The following is a 16,837-nucleotide window of genomic DNA, read 5'->3' as shown; positions in this document are numbered from 1 at the left end:
CCGTCAGATCGGACGGATGAGCCTCGTCACCCGATCCGGACTCCGGTGCACTCCGTTGGGGATGATCGGACAGTCCTTCAAGAAGCGAGCTGAAGCTAGCCCCATCAGAAGGAGCAGTACGCCCGGTTGCTCCCTCGGAAGCGATAACAGGGTCTCGCGTGGATTGCGCATCGACCGGACGGGGTAGGTTTCGGGACAACATGTCAAACGGATTCATTGAACGGTCGACGCCTTGTTCTTAATCAGTTCATCAATGCGGCTCAGGATATGACGTGCCTTGGATAGCGCCTCCGGCTGTTCTGGAACTTGCTTTTGAAGGGGGCTCTTCGGAGCAACGTCATCAGCCTGTACCATCGCTGGATTTGATGTCTTCCGAGGCTCCGCGTTAGCGCTCACCGGTATCTGTCGTATTTGACCGGCTATGGACAGGGCCGTTGCCAGGAGGGCAGCGTCGTGCTCCGGAAGAACAGACTTGTCGATGCTCTTCAATTCCACAACGGCCGTGTTGATGCTCTCCGGGAGAACGACCATGGCCGCCGCGCGATAAAGTTTCGCCCGCGTGGAACTGATAACGTCATTTCCTGACAGTTCCTGAGCCTTGTCGGCCAGCATGCGGGCCGATTCCGTAAATCCTTTGTCGACGGAAGAGCGTGCGGCCAGGAGGTAAAGGTCCCGTCTCGGCTCCAACTCAAGATCGTCCAGCACTTTCACGAGATCAGCGAAGAGAGCCGGGTTCTTTCCAAAGTCGATCCTCGTTAAAGCGGAAGCTAGGCGCTGCCTGAAGTTCCCGGCGTAAACCGAATGACGGTACCGGCGCAAATAGTCGGACGTGAGCGCGAGGAACTTCTTCATATCCTCCGTCTGGCTTGCAACAAAAACCTGGCGTCGCAAGGCGCCCTCTTCGAGAAGCGTTCCTGGAGCCTGCAGCCTCACGAAGTCCAAGAGATCGCTGGCCTTCCTCGCGTCAGTTCGAACGAGAAGAGCGGATTGCACGAGAGCGATCTGCGCGCTAAGCATCGGCGGAAGAGACCGCAGGTCTACGGCCATCAGCGTGCTTTTCGCCTCCTCTTCTCGTCCCTCGACATAAGCCAAAGCGCCCTCGACCAGAGCCCTGTGTTCCAGAGGAAGAGCCGGGTCGCCCATCTCTAAGAGTTTTCTGAGGATCTGCGGATTTCCACCGCTCAGTGTCAAGGCGATGGCTGCATGAACGTTCTTACGGTCCATCCAGAGTTCGGGCTCCAGCTCCCTAAAGCGGCTGTCCAAGATCAGCAGCAGGCCCCGTTGCCCAAGGTGCGCTTCCGTTGAGCCGAGAGCGATCTGATCCTGCATCAGTTGCAGGGTTCGTACCATCTGAACAGGCTTCGAGATACCATTCGGCTGGTCCTGTTCGGATGATGCCCGTGGTCTCGCCTCGGTCTCCTGCCTGGGTTCGGCAATGGCAGCACTCGACACACCCAACAGAACAAGCCCGAGAGCAGTCTGGGATAGACCGTTCACGCCATTACTCCTGAAGCAGTATTTCGACGCGCCGGTTCTGATCGGCTTTTGGATCGGACGGAACCTTCGGGTCGCGATCGGCATGACCCTCCACCCGCACAATTCTATTCTCATCCAGGCCGCCTCGAACAAGCATGTACAGAGCCATCTGTGCGCGGGCATGCGACAACCGCCAATTGTCGTAATTCGCAGACCTGAATGGCCGGCTGTCCGTGTGGCCGCGAATCACGATCTTTCCAGGACGAGACTGCAGGATCGCTGCAATTTTCGCCATGGCCTGCACCACCTTGGCATGCGGTTCGGCAGAGCCCACTGCGAACATCGAGAAGTCGAAATCATCCGTCAAACTGATCATGGTTCCGGCCCCTGTCCGTCGGACTTCGATGTGAGGCTTGGGGGCGAGATCCGTTTGAGGCTGAACCGCATTCATGATTTCATTCTTCAGTTCTGCGGCTTTCCGATCGGCGGCATCCTCCGTATCGGCATTGACACTCCCCTCCGGTGTGGGCGATTGCTCCTCGACCGAAGTTTTGGCCTGTGTCGATGCAGCCAAATTCGCCGCCTTGGAGGTGGAACGCTCTGCGACAGACGGTTTCGAACTGGAGGGAGCCAGGACGTCGATTTCGGCCTTCGGCGGCGGACTTGCCGTACCTGGTTTCGGAGTGGTGTCCGCCTTCAAATCCTCGACGGGAGCGACCTGCCAATAGAGCGGGTCGAAAGGATCCCTGAAGGCCTCACCGCTGTTCAATCCGGGAACGTCGCTTTCGCCAGGCGTCACATCCGCACCGAGGGTATCATGTGGGTTCGGCTCGATCTCCTCGGCGATCTTCGCGAGCACCGCATAGGGATCCTGAAAGAGGGCCCCCTCTTTGAAGCGAGGCTTCTGCAGCTGCTGGGATTTGCCGCCGGTGCCCAAGCCGCTTCCCTTCTCCCTCCCCTTCTTATCGTTATCGGTCTCGCGATCGGGGGGAACGTTTTGAGGATCCTCCAACCCCTTCTTGTTCGACGTCGATTCCGCCAATTGAACAGGGTTGAAGTAATTCGCGACACCGGCCTTGGTATCCTGATCGGAAACACCGACAAGCCACATGATGAGAAAGAAGGCCATCAGAGCCGTCATGAAGTCGGCATGGGCGATCTTCCAGGCGCCGCCCTTGACGGTACCCTCGTCATCTTCGCTGCGGCGAACGATGATAATTTCCTGCTTACCTGAATTCAGCATGCGATTATGCCTTTAGAATACTCTGCAGCCGATCGGACCAGGCACTGAACTGTGTCTCTATGAGCGTGTCGCCGGCGACGAGCGTCACCTCCACGGCCTCACTTGGAACGTACTCGACAGCACCATTCTGGAAAGCCGGATCGGCTTTGATCGCCATCAGGATATCTTCAGGCCCTATGATCCTCACAAGGGCACCGCCTTCACCCGAGAGTATCGTTCTAAGAGCCTCCTTGAACTCGATAATCGCGTTCTGCCGAAGCGCTTCCGGAATGACCGCCGACAGGATTCTGGCTGCTTTCTCCGACAGAGCCGCTTCGAGATTGCTGATCGCCGTGACGATCTGGGCCGACAGTTGCTGCGCCTCTTGTTCGGCCCATATTTCCCGTTGAACGGCCAACTCCTCGCGATGTCGATCCTGCTCAGCCTTCAGGGCCAGCTCGAGCCGCTCGCGGGCAACCTCTCTCTCCTCTGCCCGGACCCGGACCTCGACAGCTTGAATCAGCTCGGCTTGACGGTCGGCCGGACTTTGCGCCGGGGCCGCCTCCTGCTCAGGAGCCTGCTTCACCCGGCGCAGAATTCCGATGCCCATTCCTTCTTGAGAAGCCGGACCGGAGAAATCAGTGATCAGGCTTGCGATGGATCCTGACATCACGCGGCCTCTTGCCGAAGCCATTGTTTCAGGACAGCCGCGGCCTGCTCTTCGCTCAGTTCGACGATCTGCTCCAGCTTACGCTGCGGGGTCCGCGGCATCTCGATCAACGGTTGAATTGAATTATCCTCAAGCGAAGGCGGCTGCATGGCTCCTTCCTGTTCGGCGGATTGAAGCTCCTTGGCGGTTTCCGCCGCGGCCAGTACCGCCATCTGCTCGCGCTGGATCTCCAGGTCGGCTTGGTGACGAGCAATGAGCATGCGAACAGCCGGACGCAAGCCAAACCAGATGAGCATGGCGCAGAGTGCGAGAACGGTCAGAGCGTTCACCACCGTTCCGAACTGCCGCATCAGGATTTCAGCCACCGACGGACCGGGAACAGGCTGCAGAACTCCACTATCATCGACGAAGCTGACGGCTGCCACCTTGATCTGGTCGCCACGGCCCTTGCTGAAGCCAGCCGCTGACGATACCAGCTGCTCGATCTCGGAGACCTTATTCTCGATCTCTGCCGGGCTTGCTCCCTCGCCGAGCAGAGACGTGATGCGTGACTTGTTGACCAGGACGGCGACCGATAGATTCTTGATGGAGTAGCCATCGCTGACGGTTTGAATAGTCTTCGAGGAGATCTCGTAGTTGGTCAGCTCTTCACGGCGCTGATTGTCTTCGCTTGAGCTGTCGCTCGAGTCGCCACGGACGGTCTCCTCTGGAAGGTTCTGTTGAACAGTCGTCGGGCGCTGCCCGGATTTGTTCTGAGAGACCTCGGTCTCACGCACGGTCCGGGTCGAACGCTCCACCTTGGAATCCGGGTTGAAGATCGTTTCGTTGGTGCTCACCTTGTCGGTGTTGAGCCGTGCTGCAACGCTGATCTCGAAATTGCCGATGCCGAGGTACGGGGACAGGGTCCGCCGGATGCTGTCCTGAATCTCCAGGCCTACGGTTTTCTCAAGGTTGGCCAGCTTGCCCGATGACGCGTTGGCGGCCTCGTCTCCGGATGCCAGAAGCGTTCCCTCGGTGTTCATGACAGTCACCTTGTCGACAGCCATGCCGGGGATGGCCGCAGCCACAAGGTGGCGGATCGCCTGTGCCGAGGACGTGTCATCGGCAGGCGATGTACGGATGACGACGGAGGCCGATGGAGGTTGCTGATCGCGCCGGAACGAGCCGCGCTCCGGAAGAACGATGTGAACGCGGGCGGCCTTGATCCCCTTCATCCCCTGAATGGTGCGGGCCAGTTCCCCTTCGAGGGCGCGCACCTTGGTGACCTCCTGCATGAAGGAGGTCAATCCCAGGGACCCAAGGTCGTTGAACAGCTCGTAACCCGACTTCGTGCTGTGGGGCAGCCCTTTCTCCGCCAGCAGCATGCGCGCCTGAGCGGTATTGCCGTAGCTGACGAGGAGCGCCGTTCCGTCGGAGCTGACATCGAAGGGAATGCCTGCGTCCTTGAGGACAGCTCCCATCCGGCCAACATCTTCGCGATCGAGACCGGTATAGAGCGTTTCCTGGGCCGGACGGCTCAGGTAATAGGCGCCGAAGCCGACCGTGAGGAACACCGCAAGACCGATGGCTGCCAGGGCCGCCAATCGGCGAGCCCCGAGCTGCATCAGGCTGGTCCACAATCTTTCGGCATGCTGGCGACCGGGCATTGAGAATCTCGGCAATGATGAGACAAATCGAGATTCCTTCTTGCGTCATTAACCTTGTGCGAGGATTGCTGCCCTTGCTGGAAACACACTCAGAAGTAGGACCTCACCAAGCCGCTGACGAGGATATTCCACCCGTCGATGAGCACGAAGAACAGGATCTTGAACGGGAGTGCAAGCACCGTCGGCGGCATCATCATCATGCCCATGGACATGACGAGCGTCGCCACGATCATGTCGATCACCAAAAATGGAAGCGCAATCAGGAATCCAATCTCGAATCCTCTTCTGAGTTCGGAGATCATGAAGGCGGGGATGAGGATGCGCAGATCGATCTTCTCCCCCTCACCGGCCACAGGGTAGTTGACGGATGCCAGATCAATAAATGTCTGGAGGTCCTTGGGACGAACATGTGCGAGCATGAATTCACGAAAAGGATCGGTCGTCTTCGTGAACGCCTCCGCTTCCGTTATTCTGTTCTCCGTTAACGGACGAACACCCTCGTTCCATGCCTTGTCGAACGTAGGCCCCATGACGAAGAATGTCATGAAGAGGGATAGGCTGATCAGGAAAATATTGGCCGGGGTGCTTTGAAGTCCCAAGCCTGACCGCAGGAACGAGAATGCAACGACGAACCGTGTAAAGCTCGTCACCATGACGAGTAGGCCTGGCGCGAGAGAAAGCACCGTCAGCAGAGCGACAATCTGAATAATCCGGCCGCTTGCTGCTCCATCGCCCGGCGGGAGGAGGCTCTCGAGGCTCGGAACTTGCGCATACGCGCCCATTCCGCTTAGCAGCAGAATGAACAAACTCGTGAGAACTAGGCGGATGCGCATGAATGAATGCTTTCGTCTTGAAGAAGCCTTGGACGAGACACCTTCGAAATATATTTCGGTATAACGATAGTCAGATCACTGTACGACGAGGGTCTCGAGAACGAGTTCCTGGATCATCCCCTTGGATCTGAGCCTGACCCGCTCGTTGAGGTCTTCCCTCACATGAAGAAGGCCACTCGCGCCCTGAATCTGCGCCAACGTAACGGTTCTCAAATATGCAAGAATATCCTGCCTTGCTTCGGCCGCGACGAGATCCGGGTTGAACTCGAATCCGGACTTGTAAACGACGGAAGCCTCAAGGCGTATCCAATCGGTCTCGGAGCCGGCAAGATTGGTGACCACAGGAGCAAGCTTCCTGATCGTGATGTCACCCGTATAAGGGCTCCGCTCCGGCTCCTGACCGGCCTGCGACGCATATTTCTCTTCGACCTTTTTTTCGATGTTCGAAACGATGGACACCCCAAACCCGCCACCGACGAGAGCAGACAAAAGCGTCAGCAGGCCGAGCGTCAGGAGCAGCTTTTTGACTCCTTCCTTTTCGACCGTTTGACGGGACGGAGAGGGTAACGCCAGGTTCTCTGCCATGGGATATACCTATCGGCCTAATCAGAACGGTGCCACAGCATCGTAGATTTGCTGCCCATAGGCAGGCTGCTGCACTTCCATGATGCGTCCGCGACCTCCATAGGAGACACGCGCCTCTGCGATCTTGTCATAACTGATCGTGTTTCTAGGGGAGATGTCGCGCGGGCGAACGATACCTGCGATGTTCAGAACACGCACCTCGTAGTTCACCCGTACTTCCTGGGAGCCGCTGATGATGACGTTCCCGTTCGGGAGAACCTCCGTCACGATGGCGGCAACGGAGAGGCGCAGTTTCTCGGAACGGTCGATTGTCCCTTGTCCCTTTGATGCCGACGAGGAGTCCAGCCCGACATCGGCTGTTCCGGCAGCCTGCCAGCCCTTGAAAACGAAGCCGTAGCTGAGGCCCGCATCGATTGACGATGACCGGGACCGATCACTTGCGTTGTCGAACTGAGCCTTGTCGTCAATCTGGATATTGACGGTCACAATATCGCCAACCTGACGCGCACGAGGACTGGTGAACAGGTCGGCGCTGACGTTGCTCCAAGTAGAATTGGGCGCCGCACTGGCCGTACTCCTGAACACATGCGGAAGCGGCTCACGCTCCACTGCGATCCCAGCTCCGACAGGAGACATGATTGGCTCTCGTCCGATCTCCTCGGGACGGGTCGCGCACGCGGCGAGAAGGCAGAGGCTTGCAATGGCAATGATGAACTTCACTCTTTCCTCCCGCTGCTCGCAACTCTCTTGGGAGCATCCGTGATGATGTTGGCCAGCTGAGCCGCTCGCGCCGGCTCCATCTCGTTCAAAACGGCACTCGCAATCCGAGGGTTGAGTCGCGCAATCACGGCTGCTGCGATTTCCTCCTCCATGTTGATCAGTTGAAGCGCCGCCGCTTCGGGACGCATGCGGGAATAAATCGCCACGACCGTCTCATCGGCCTTCGCCAGCACCTCGTTGCGACGGCGAAGCCATTCCTCGTACTCGGCCCGCTTGGCTTCGAGAATCTTCAGCCTTCCCTCGATCTCCTTCTCCATATCAGCGAGCTCCGCCTTCTGGAGTGCAAAACGAGCATCAGCAGCCGCATCGGCAATATTCGCACAATAGTTGCTGCCCTTAGATTCTGAGGCCTTTTCCTGAGCAAGAGCTGCCCCGGACATGCCGGATACGGCCACAACCCCGAGCGCAATCACACGCATCAATGTCGCAGTCACGTGCTTCATCATTGAACCACCAATTCTGCTTGCAGGGCTCCCGCGGTCTTCACCGCCTGTAGGATCGCGATGACATCGGATGGCTTCAGGCCCATCTGATTGAGGCCCTTGACCAGGGTTTGCAGGTCCGACCCTCGGACGATCGCGAGCGGCACCCGCTCCTCGGCCGCGGAGATCTGAGTTCTAGGAACGACGGCCGTCTGCCCGAACGACAGAGGATCAGGCTGGGAAACCTCCGGCATCTCCGTGACGCGAATCGTCAAGGCACCATGGGTAATCGCGACGGTCGAAATCTGTACATTCTTGCCGATGACGACGGTCCCGGTCCTCTGATCAACAACGATCCGCGCCGGTGTGTCAGGCTGAATCTCAATATCCCCCAGTTCCGCGATGAACCGCGTCGGGGCAATATTCTTTGGCTTTTGAAGGACAACCGTGCGGAAATCCTTTGGAGCGGCAACACGCATCCCGTACCGGTACTGTGCGTACTGGTTGATGGCATCAGTGACCAAGGTCGCCGTTTTATAATCCGGATTCTTGAGCTCGAACGCGAGCGTTCCGACAGCATCGAATCCGCCCCTTACCTCCCGCTCGACCAGCGCGCCGTTCGCGATGCGGCCGGACGTCGCAACGCCGTACGTCAGCGTTTCGGCCTGCCCCTGAGCCGAGAAGCCAGAAACGACGATGGCGCCCTGAGCCACGGCATAGATCTGCCCATCGCCACCCTGGAGCGCCGTCAACATCAGCGTGCCGCCTTTCAGGGACGTCGCATCGCCCATGGAGGTGACCGTCACGTCGATTCTCGATCCCGGCCCCACGAAGGGGGGAAGGTCCGCCGTGACGATGACGGCCGCAACGTTGCGGGTCCTCAGATTGATGTCTCTGACATTCACCCCCATGCGATCCAGCATCGACTGCAACGCTTGTTCGGTGAATTGGGAGTTCCGGAGCGTATCGCCGGTGCCCTGCAATCCCATCACCAAGCCGTAGCCGATCAGCTGATTGTCACGAACACCCTGGACATTCGCCACATCCTTGATCCGCGTGGCAGCCATGGCCTGGGATGCAACGAGAACTCCCAGAAGGAATACTATAGCTCGTACGATCATTGGATGCCGATCCTGATTCGGCCGTCGGACTGTACGCGCCCCGTGATGATCCGGCCGCTATCGACGTTCTTCACCTGAATCGTCTCGCCCATGGCGCCCGACTGCAACGGGATCCCGACGCCGATGATCGACAAGCCACCCTCCTCGAACAGGATCGCGGCCTGAACGCCACGCGTGACGAGCTTCGGATCATCGACGGCATTCATAGGGATCGGCTCTCCAGGCAGCAATGTCCGGCGAGCCATCTTGCCGGCCAGAACGCGCGGCGACTCCACGACTGCCGTCCGGAAGCGGTAGTTCTCTGGAAACGTCCTGTCCTTGAGCATGGATTCGGCAATCGTATCGCCGGGATAGATCGTGACAGCCGGAACCGGGAGAACACGCTCCTCGCCGAGGGCCGGTTGAACCATGGCGGCAACCGTGGCGGCGATCAGTGCACAGCGAATCAGACTTCTCATTGGATCACCCGGCATCATGTTCTTCAGCGAATACCCTTAGAGACGGTTCCCGCCATGTCATCCGCTGCCTGAATGACTTTGGAGTTCATTTCGAATGCACGCTGGGCCGTGATGAGATTGGTAATTTCCTTGATGGCATCGACGTTCGAAGCTTCGAGGTATCCTTGATGAATCTTGCCATAGCCAGGATCGGATGGAACTCCGACGGCCGGTGCACCGGACGCGAGCGTTTCCCGGTAGTAGTTCCCTCCGAGTGGCTCCAGACCTGCGTCGTTGGCGAAATTCGCGAGCGTCAGCTGTCCGATGTTCTGCGGATTGGTCTGGCCGTCGATCTTCGCAAACACTTCGCCCGATTCGTTGATCGTGACATCAATCGCGTTCTGAGGAATGATGATCGGAGGATTGAGCGTGTAGCCATCCAAAGTGACAAGCTGCCCGTTGGCATCCTTGTTGAATGCACCCGCGCGCGTATAGACCGTTTCACCATTGGGTGAATCAACCTGGAACCATCCCCTACCATTCAGGGCCAAGTCAAACTGGTTCGATGTGTTGGTAAGCGATCCTTGCCGGTGCAGGTTGCGGATAGCCGCCGCACGCACGCCAAGACCCAGCATTGCCCCTTCGGGAACAGGGCTTGCTCCTGTCTGGTTCGGAACAGCCTGCGCACGCTCGGCTTGGTACAACAGGTCAGTGAACTCGGCGCGAGCGCTCTTGAACGCCGTCGTGTTCACGTTCGAGATGTTATTGGCGATGACTTCGACATTGAGCTGCTGGGCGTTCATGCCCGTCGCAGCAATGGCAAGTGCTCTCATTGTCGTCTCCTTAGATCGCCATCCGTGCGATTTCTTGATAGGCGGCGACGACTTTGTCGCGGATCGCGATCGCCGTCTGAAGGGTCTGCTCGGCAGCCATTACGGCTTCCGCGACCTGCTGCACCGATGCCTTGCCCTGGATTCCGGAGATCGAGGATGCCTCACCCGCCTTCAGGGTGTCGATTGCCGAAGAGGCGACCTGAGCCATGGTGTCGAGGAAGCTGACCTGAGCCACTCCAGTCGAAGGCGCGCCGGCAATCGGCCGAACTGCAGCCGTCGATGCAGAACTAACAGCAGACGCATGATCAATCAGGGATGTAATCGAAGATGCTGCACTGATCATATCAGCCTCTCATAAGGTCGATGGTTGCGGAGATCATTGCGCGAGCCTGCTTCATCATTTGCAGGTTGGCCTGATATGACCGGTTGGCTTCGCGCATGTCGGCCATCTCGATCAGCATGTTCACGTTCGGCTTCTTCACCATGCCGTTTTCGTCCGCAGCCGGATTTCCGGGATCATATTCGACCGGGAACGGCGTATCATCTCGCCCGACGTCCTTCACCGAGACAGACGATGCCCCTAGGGCGCGATCGAGTTCGGACTTGAATGTGATCGTCTTTCGCGCATAGGGATCCGAGCCCGGCGTACGTCCGGTCGATTGGGCGTTCGCAACGTTCTCGGAAATCACACGCAGGCGCGCCGACTGCGCCTCAAGGCCGGCGCTGGACAGTTTCGTGGATGCAATGAGAGGATCAATCATCATCAAGTTCTCACCGTCGACAGGAGCATTCGATGGAATGCCTTGATAACACTGGTGTTGAGGGAGTGCTGCCGATCGACCTCCCCGGCCTTGATCAGCTCCTGCTCCATGCTGACGGAGTTACGGGAATAGACCGTATCCCAGGTATCAGCCTTCTTGACCTTCATGGCGTCAGGACGGGATGCGTCGAAGCCGATATGGCCATTGTCGGTCGCCGCCATGGCCAGTTTAGTCTTGTCGAGGATGTCGACGAAAGGTTCGACATCCCTTGCGCGATAACCCGGCGTGTTCGCGTTCGCGATATTTCCTGAGATCGTAGTCTGGCGCGCCGCAAGCCATTGTGCCTGCCGCGATGCCAAATCGAAAAGATAGACGGGTGATGTCACGGGTAACTCCAAGCCATCATGGTAAAGGTGCATTTACCTAAGCAACCTTGCACGGGGCTGACTTGTTACGGATCCGAGGAGTACGACTGGCCTTCGGCATCCTCGACCGATCGCCATGACTGCTGGAACGAGGTGCTGATATTGAATAGTTATATCGTTTTCAACCCGCAGCCGATCAGTCGACCTGCGGATCAGCCTCCGTCACTCCAGATTTTCCGAATTCGAGATCCTGGAGATTGGAAGCCGGGCCCAGCGGGTCTCGGTGTTCAGCTGCGCCTATCAGGGGTCTTGAAGAAGCGCCCCGAGACGGCTACGAGCACAGATGTATCGTGAGTGTCGACATCAAACTGTCAGCTGGCTCGGGGGCATATGGCAGATGATCGCTTCCGCTTTAGCATGCGCTTGAAGCGAACCTGCCCCTCCCCTTGGCAGAAATAGGAGAATGAGCCCAATGTCGAGCGGGGCGGTCGTATATGTGGTAGACGATGACGTTGGAGTTCGCAAAGCGCTCTCCTTTCTTTTGGCTTCCGCTGGCCTGAACGTTCGCCTGTATGATTCGGCCAGTTCATTTCTCAAGGAGGTCTCCGATCCTGGCCGCTGTTGTATCGTAACAGATGTTCGCATGCCTGGGATGGATGGACTTGAGTTTATCCGACGTCTCAATGAGCTAGGCTTCAATGTGCCCGTCATCGTCATGACAGGTCATGCGGACATTCCGCTCGCGGTCGAGGCCATGAAGGCTGGTGCCATCGATTTTCTCGAGAAACCCTTCCGAGAAGACCGGTTTCTGGAAGTCGTTCGGTTTGCACTTGTGTGCGACGAAAAGAGCGTCCGAAGAAGCCAGGAACTGCTCAAGACCCAAGCCCGCCTGCAATCCCTTTCCCAGCGCGAGCGTCAGGTGCTGGACTGCCTGGTGGAAGGAAAGGCGAACAAGGCCATCGCCCATGAGCTCAACATCAGCATTCGAACTGTCGAGATTCATCGCTCGAACGTCATGGCAAAGATGGAAGCGCGGAGCCTTTCCGAGCTGATCCGGATGGCCCTCTTCGTCGAGGCGGTGACTATCAACTGATCTAATCACATAAGCACAAGCTTCTGACACATTGCCCGGTTGCATGGCATTCGCTTGGTCGAACCGATGGCCTGCAGAGCTTCCTTGATCGAGAAGCGTCCCCGAATGCCCTCTCCCCATTGTCTCCTCCCTATCCTTAGTGACCAGCGTGACGAAGAGGCGCGCGAGACAGATTCGATTGAGTATGTTGTCGCGAACAATAATCGCTGGTCTCGCGTCGTCTTGAATTTCGCCGGTATCGAGACGGACTCATGGTGCGAGTTCGAATTTCAGCTGGCTTGGCATCCGCAGGAGGAGCAACGGGCGGCCCTCGACTTTGCCGTCATTGGCCTCGACTTTTTGACGGAAGACGGATCGAGCATCGATTTTGCATATGTCCCGGGTCTGACCAGGACCCAGGTCGACCCTCACACTTGGCATGTCGGAATTCCCGGTTACTGCCATCAGAACGTGACATCCTGCAGGATATCCTTCGGGTTCTTTGTGCCTTCGCCGGCAAAAAAGCTAGCCGTCAGCATTCGCAGTTGGCGAAACTCCCATCCCTTCACAATCAGAGAGCCGAGGCTTCTTCAGAGCAATGCTCTGAGATCAGCGGACGGGACATGTGCTGAAGCGACCGGGAATGCAACCAACACCCCAGCCCTAAGGCCCTTGAGCCCTCGCCGGGCTTGGCGTGTTCTCAACGCTGTACCGACCTGGTTGAGATTTGCTGTACTGCCAGGGCGCAACCTGCTGGTCCGCGGTCAGATCATTAATGAAACCCTCGCTCCCGAGGGCGTCCTGGCTCACGTTGTTTATCGCAATGCCAAGGGGGAAGAGCTGCTTCCTCCTTACCCGGAACTGCCAGTCGCCCCAGCAGTCGGCGCATTCATCGATATCCCAGTTCACGGGCAGGCGCGACGCTTCACACTGAACCTTATTCCACCGATGGAAGCAGCAAACGTCGAAATCGGATTTCAGACATGGCACGCTGAAGCCCAGGTCGAGCTGGTTACTCCCCTCGAAGTCTCGGTCGAAGACGATCTGTCGCTGGAGATCAATTCGGGCAGCGGTCATCCAGACGCACCGACCTTCCTTAAGCGGCTCATGGATAGACTCGGCAGCGCTGTACCGCTGGACGAGCGAGCTCACGACAGCGTTCTACTGGGACGGATCGTAGATCCGGAGGCATTGGCTTCCTCAATCACCTTCCACGATCGACTTGACGCCGTGCAGCACGGCAAAAGATCGGTTATCAAAAATAACGAACTCGTTCTTGGCGGCCTTCCGCCCTGGGCTCTTCCCGACGAGCCGCAATGGACGGAAGATCCGTATCAATCCCTCGCTTGGCGACTTGAATTCCAGTCACTCGCATGGCTTCGAAAACTCGCTGAAGACAGAAGTCGCACAAGTCTCGCACGAGCCGTGGACTTGGCGGCATCCTGGTCGCGCGCCAATCCCTGGGGCTCCCCGAGCGATCCACTCAGCGCGCATCCGCGCGCCCTGGCAGCTCGCGCCGAAGCATTGCTTTTTCTTCTTTCCGCGAGCGCCAGTTCGCCGGAATCGACGGACTCCAGAAACATGCTGACCATTCTTGCCGAAACCGTTCGGCATGCGGTCGCCCTGGCAGAAATCCTTAGTCAGAATATCTTTTCACATTCCAATTTTCATCTGCACGCGGCTTGTGCTCTCCTGGCATTGTCACAGGCTCTTTCGCGGGTGCCGCTCGCAGCATATTGGACCTCGCTTGCTCTCGTGCATCTCAGCGACGGCTTTACCCAGTTGATCGATGAGAATGGCACCTTTACCGAACAATCATCTCACTACCAACTTGAGTTGGTTTCTCTGGGTCTCATCCTGGTGCGCCATCTTGATAAAATGCCCGAGACACGTGAGCTTCGCGACGACATTACCGAGCGCGTTCGGAAAAGCCTTCGAACATTGGTCGCTGTGACAGCACCGTCAGGTTCACTGCCTCCCTTCGGGGACGCTCCTTATGGCTTTCACCATGCGTCTTGGCTGCGACGCCTGCTTTCGGGTTACGGCACCGGCCTGCTCTCGGATTCCGAGCTTGCCACTGAGCTCTCCTACCCAACCGGGAGAAGGACTTTTGCCTCCGCAAAAGCCGGTTTGATCGCGACTCGATACTATGAGCGCAATGCCCAATGGGGCTATTTCTGTGCCTCATTAGCTGGCCGGTGCAATGAACTCAGCCATCATGACTGCACATCGTTCGTCTATTCGACGGGCGGTGCACCTTGGATCGTCGATCCTCGTGGATCCAGTTTTCACGAGACGGGAGTCGCGCGTCAGTATCTCACCGCATCGAGAGCTCACAACGTCGCTCTTCCTGACGGGAGAGAGCAGCTGTCCGGACTGAGTTGGATCGAAAGATATGAGGAGCTTGATGGCGCGAGCATCTTCCATCTCAGCAGCAACGTCTATGGCCCCCGTTACGAGCATCATCGCATCTTCATCACTCTGGATAGGCTTGATGCTATCGCCGTGATTGATCACTTTGCGTCTCAGTCTGGACCAGTCTCCTTCGACGGGCTTCTCCATTTTGATCCTGCCGTCGTCGCCGCTATTGCAAATACAAGGCTGGGAGCCGCCTACCGAAAGAACGAAAGGCTCAGGATCGTTCCTTATTGGACAAGAGGACAATTCGGCGGCATGGGCATTGAGAATGGACGCAGTGACACGCCCATGTCAGCTCAAGGTTATGTGGCTCGCCCAACCGGTGGCCTGCAGCCCGCTAATGTTTTTCGTTACAGCTTCACCGGTCAAGGCTCTGTCTGCGGTGGCGTCCTGCTCACGACCAGCGACCAGGCCGCCGATGCCCTCTCGAGACTTCTGGAGGCCGACAAGGTCAGGACGATTCTCGCCAATCTTCCGGGCGAAAGCGCCTGATGCAGGATCGGAGCCTTCAGTCGAATGATGGGCGCCCGAGCGGATCAGGCGCCCATGCCACCGAGCCTCTCAGCCGAAAAGAGCGTCGATCGCATCCTGCGAAGTGATACCCTTGTCTGTCGCCAGGGCCGGTCCATTCAGAAGGGCATCGTCACCGTCACGGGTCTGCTCCACTGTCTCGACATCCCTGAAGCTCTCGAGCCCTCCCCATATTTCGATCATTTCGTGAACGCGCTCTTCCACGAACCTCATTGCGCCGACCACTTTGCTGATCCGCTGCCCGGTAATGTCCTGGAAGTTGCAGGCCTCGAAAATGCTGATAACGTGATCGGAAATCTCACGCGCGATCTCCTGATCGCCGCCTGACAGGCGAGCCGCAAGGTTGCCCGACAACTCGTCAATTCTTTCGGCGGCGGCCAGAATTGCGTTGGTCGCTGTCTCCGTTCCGAGAACGATGGCCCCGAGTTCGTCGGTAACCCGGTTGATCTCCTGGCCCTGCGTGCCGGCATAACGGAGTGTTGCAATTTCCCGCTTCGTGCGCTCGATTGCCTCGTAGATCGAGTCCAACTCGACCTTGAGACGCATCGCCTCCTGCATGTCTCTCCGATGCTCCTCAATCAGAGAAGCCGAGAGTTCCTTAGCCGGAACGATTGCCTCCTTGATGGATCCAAGCAGGTTCATGATCTCGGTATGCCGTTCGAGAGCTTCCTCGTCGGGGGGAGCAGAGGTCATGTGTGCCTCAATGCGATAGCTCTTACGTGGGTTCATGACGCGTACCGCATATCACTAGGCACCGAAGACGGTGCTGATTTTCGAGCGAAGCGTCTCGGCATTGAAAGGCTTCACGATATAATTGTTGACCCCTGCCTTCTTGGCAGCAACAACGTTCTCGGTTTTTGCCTCGGCCGTGACCATGATGAAAGGCAGGGAGCTCAGTTCCGCATCGGCCCTCACCTGCTGAAGCAGCTCATACCCCGTCATCGGAGCCATGTTCCAGTCGGAGATGACAAGGCCATACTTCTTGGCTCTGAGCTTCTCCAGAGCAGCCTGCCCGTCCGACGCATCGTCAACATCGGTAAAGCCAATCTGCTTCAGCAAGTTGCGGAGAATGCGCACCATGGTCTGGTAATCGTCAACGACGAGGACAGGGGTTGAAAGGTCTAGGCTCACAGTAGCGTATCCTATCTGGTTAGGTGAATGGGAATGGTTCGAGCATAGCTCTCTATGCGGCCTCGCGCTCAGCCTCAAAGGCCAGAATTGCATCGACGTCAAGGACGATCATCAGCACACCTTGAAGCTGATGAACGCCTTGCGACAGCTTCACCCAGCGCCGGTCCATATGCACCGGGTTAGGCTGAATCTCGTCAGGATTCAGCTTGAGCACTTCCCCAACCTCATCGACGAGCAGGCCATAGGCCTCGCCCTGGAATTCGAGCCCCACCGCCATGCGGCGTCCAGTCCTGCACTCGTCCTGAAGACCCAGACGGCTCCGCAGAGATACAGCGGTGACGACACGTCCGCGCAGGTTGAGCAAGCCTGCTATTTCTGCCTGTGCCAGTGGAACCTTGGTCATCTCGCTGACCACGAAAACGTCGTGGACGCGGCTGATCGGCAATCCAAGCAACTGCCCCATCACCGTGACCGTGATGAACTCCGCCTCCCGTGCGAAGGCTCTGGGCGCGTTAAAGGCAACCGTATTCATGG

The 16,837-nt window shown here is 57.8% G+C and carries 19 protein-coding genes; 2 read left to right on the top strand and 17 right to left on the bottom strand.

Annotated elements, in window-relative coordinates; translation table 11 throughout:
* Positions 1-213: 213 nt before the first annotated feature.
* From ACS5Q0_RS17520 to flgB, 14 genes are all read right to left on the bottom strand, one after another.
* A complete protein-coding gene (locus ACS5Q0_RS17520) occupies positions 214-1,497 on the bottom strand; it encodes a chemotaxis protein MotC (RefSeq protein ID WP_473127937.1) in 1,284 nt (427 codons plus the stop codon).
* A gap of 4 nt (positions 1,498-1,501) precedes the next feature.
* A complete protein-coding gene (locus tag ACS5Q0_RS17515) occupies positions 1,502-2,719 on the bottom strand; it encodes a MotB family protein (RefSeq protein WP_473127936.1) in 1,218 nt (405 codons plus the stop codon).
* A gap of 4 nt (positions 2,720-2,723) precedes the next feature.
* Entirely contained in the window at positions 2,724-3,368 is a 645-nt protein-coding gene (locus tag ACS5Q0_RS17510) for a hypothetical protein (protein WP_473127935.1), read from the bottom strand.
* Entirely contained in the window at positions 3,368-5,014 is a 1,647-nt protein-coding gene (gene fliF / locus ACS5Q0_RS17505; RefSeq protein WP_473127934.1) for a flagellar basal-body MS-ring/collar protein FliF, read from the bottom strand. Before fliF ends, ACS5Q0_RS17510 begins: the two co-directional genes overlap by 1 nt.
* Positions 5,015-5,103: 89 nt before the next feature.
* Complete coding sequence (gene fliP, locus ACS5Q0_RS17500) at positions 5,104-5,847, bottom strand: flagellar type III secretion system pore protein FliP (RefSeq protein ID WP_473127933.1); 744 nt, start codon at positions 5,845-5,847, stop codon at positions 5,104-5,106.
* Between the two features lie 75 nt (positions 5,848-5,922).
* Entirely contained in the window at positions 5,923-6,432 is a 510-nt protein-coding gene (locus ACS5Q0_RS17495; RefSeq protein WP_473127932.1) for a flagellar basal body-associated FliL family protein, read from the bottom strand.
* A 21-nt stretch (positions 6,433-6,453) separates the two neighbouring features.
* Positions 6,454-7,152 carry a flagellar basal body L-ring protein FlgH gene (gene flgH / locus ACS5Q0_RS17490; protein WP_473127931.1) on the bottom strand — a complete coding sequence of 233 codons (699 nt, stop codon included), beginning with the start codon at positions 7,150-7,152 and terminating at the stop codon, positions 6,454-6,456.
* A complete protein-coding gene (locus ACS5Q0_RS17485) occupies positions 7,149-7,592 on the bottom strand; it encodes a MotE family protein (RefSeq protein ID WP_473128012.1) in 444 nt (147 codons plus the stop codon). The genes flgH and ACS5Q0_RS17485 overlap by 4 nt, the downstream gene beginning before the upstream one ends.
* 62 nt (positions 7,593-7,654) lie before the next feature.
* Positions 7,655-8,755 carry a flagellar basal body P-ring protein FlgI gene (gene flgI / locus ACS5Q0_RS17480; RefSeq protein ID WP_473127930.1) on the bottom strand — a complete coding sequence of 367 codons (1,101 nt, stop codon included), beginning with the start codon at positions 8,753-8,755 and terminating at the stop codon, positions 7,655-7,657.
* The gene (gene flgA / locus ACS5Q0_RS17475) at positions 8,752-9,213 is read right to left on the bottom strand and encodes a flagellar basal body P-ring formation chaperone FlgA (protein ID WP_473127929.1); all 462 of its coding nucleotides are present in this window, start codon (positions 9,211-9,213) and stop codon (positions 8,752-8,754) included. Before flgA ends, flgI begins: the two co-directional genes overlap by 4 nt.
* A gap of 23 nt (positions 9,214-9,236) precedes the next feature.
* On the bottom strand, positions 9,237-10,025 hold the full coding sequence (gene flgG / locus ACS5Q0_RS17470; RefSeq protein WP_473127928.1) for a flagellar basal-body rod protein FlgG: 789 nt from the start codon (positions 10,023-10,025) through the stop codon (positions 9,237-9,239).
* A gap of 10 nt (positions 10,026-10,035) precedes the next feature.
* A complete protein-coding gene (gene fliE, locus ACS5Q0_RS17465; RefSeq protein ID WP_473127927.1) occupies positions 10,036-10,368 on the bottom strand; it encodes a flagellar hook-basal body complex protein FliE in 333 nt (110 codons plus the stop codon).
* A 1-nt stretch (position 10,369) separates the two neighbouring features.
* Positions 10,370-10,786, bottom strand: coding sequence for a flagellar basal body rod protein FlgC (gene flgC / locus ACS5Q0_RS17460; protein WP_473128011.1), 417 nt, complete (start codon positions 10,784-10,786; stop codon positions 10,370-10,372).
* A 2-nt stretch (positions 10,787-10,788) separates the two neighbouring features.
* Positions 10,789-11,172 carry a flagellar basal body rod protein FlgB gene (gene flgB / locus ACS5Q0_RS17455; protein ID WP_473127926.1) on the bottom strand — a complete coding sequence of 128 codons (384 nt, stop codon included), beginning with the start codon at positions 11,170-11,172 and terminating at the stop codon, positions 10,789-10,791.
* Positions 11,173-11,623: 451 nt separating this feature from the next.
* Here flgB and fixJ point away from each other — a divergent pair, with 451 nt between their 5' ends.
* Together fixJ and ACS5Q0_RS17445 are read left to right on the top strand one after the other, a co-directional pair.
* Positions 11,624-12,244, top strand: a complete 621-nt coding sequence (fixJ, locus tag ACS5Q0_RS17450; protein ID WP_473127925.1) for a response regulator FixJ — start codon at positions 11,624-11,626, stop codon at positions 12,242-12,244.
* An 84-nt stretch (positions 12,245-12,328) separates the two neighbouring features.
* Positions 12,329-15,133 (top strand): heparinase II/III domain-containing protein, encoded by a 2,805-nt coding sequence (locus ACS5Q0_RS17445; RefSeq protein ID WP_473127924.1) that lies wholly within the window; start codon positions 12,329-12,331, stop codon positions 15,131-15,133.
* A gap of 69 nt (positions 15,134-15,202) precedes the next feature.
* Here the strand turns inward: ACS5Q0_RS17445 and ACS5Q0_RS17440 are convergent, their stop codons facing one another.
* The 3 genes from ACS5Q0_RS17440 to ACS5Q0_RS17430 are packed head-to-tail and all read right to left on the bottom strand — an operon-like array spanning position 15,203 to position 16,835.
* A complete protein-coding gene (locus ACS5Q0_RS17440) occupies positions 15,203-15,865 on the bottom strand; it encodes a protein phosphatase CheZ (RefSeq protein ID WP_473127923.1) in 663 nt (220 codons plus the stop codon).
* Positions 15,866-15,919: 54 nt separating this feature from the next.
* On the bottom strand, positions 15,920-16,303 hold the full coding sequence (locus tag ACS5Q0_RS17435) for a response regulator (protein ID WP_473127922.1): 384 nt from the start codon (positions 16,301-16,303) through the stop codon (positions 15,920-15,922).
* 52 nt (positions 16,304-16,355) lie between these two features.
* Complete coding sequence (locus ACS5Q0_RS17430) at positions 16,356-16,835, bottom strand: chemotaxis protein CheW (protein ID WP_473127921.1); 480 nt, start codon at positions 16,833-16,835, stop codon at positions 16,356-16,358.
* Between the last annotated feature and the right edge of the window lie 2 nt (positions 16,836-16,837).

This window comes from Microvirga sp. HS2, from assembly GCF_055792805.1.
The sequence above is the reverse complement of the archived record's forward strand: the minus strand, read 5'-3'. Positions and strand labels throughout refer to the sequence as shown.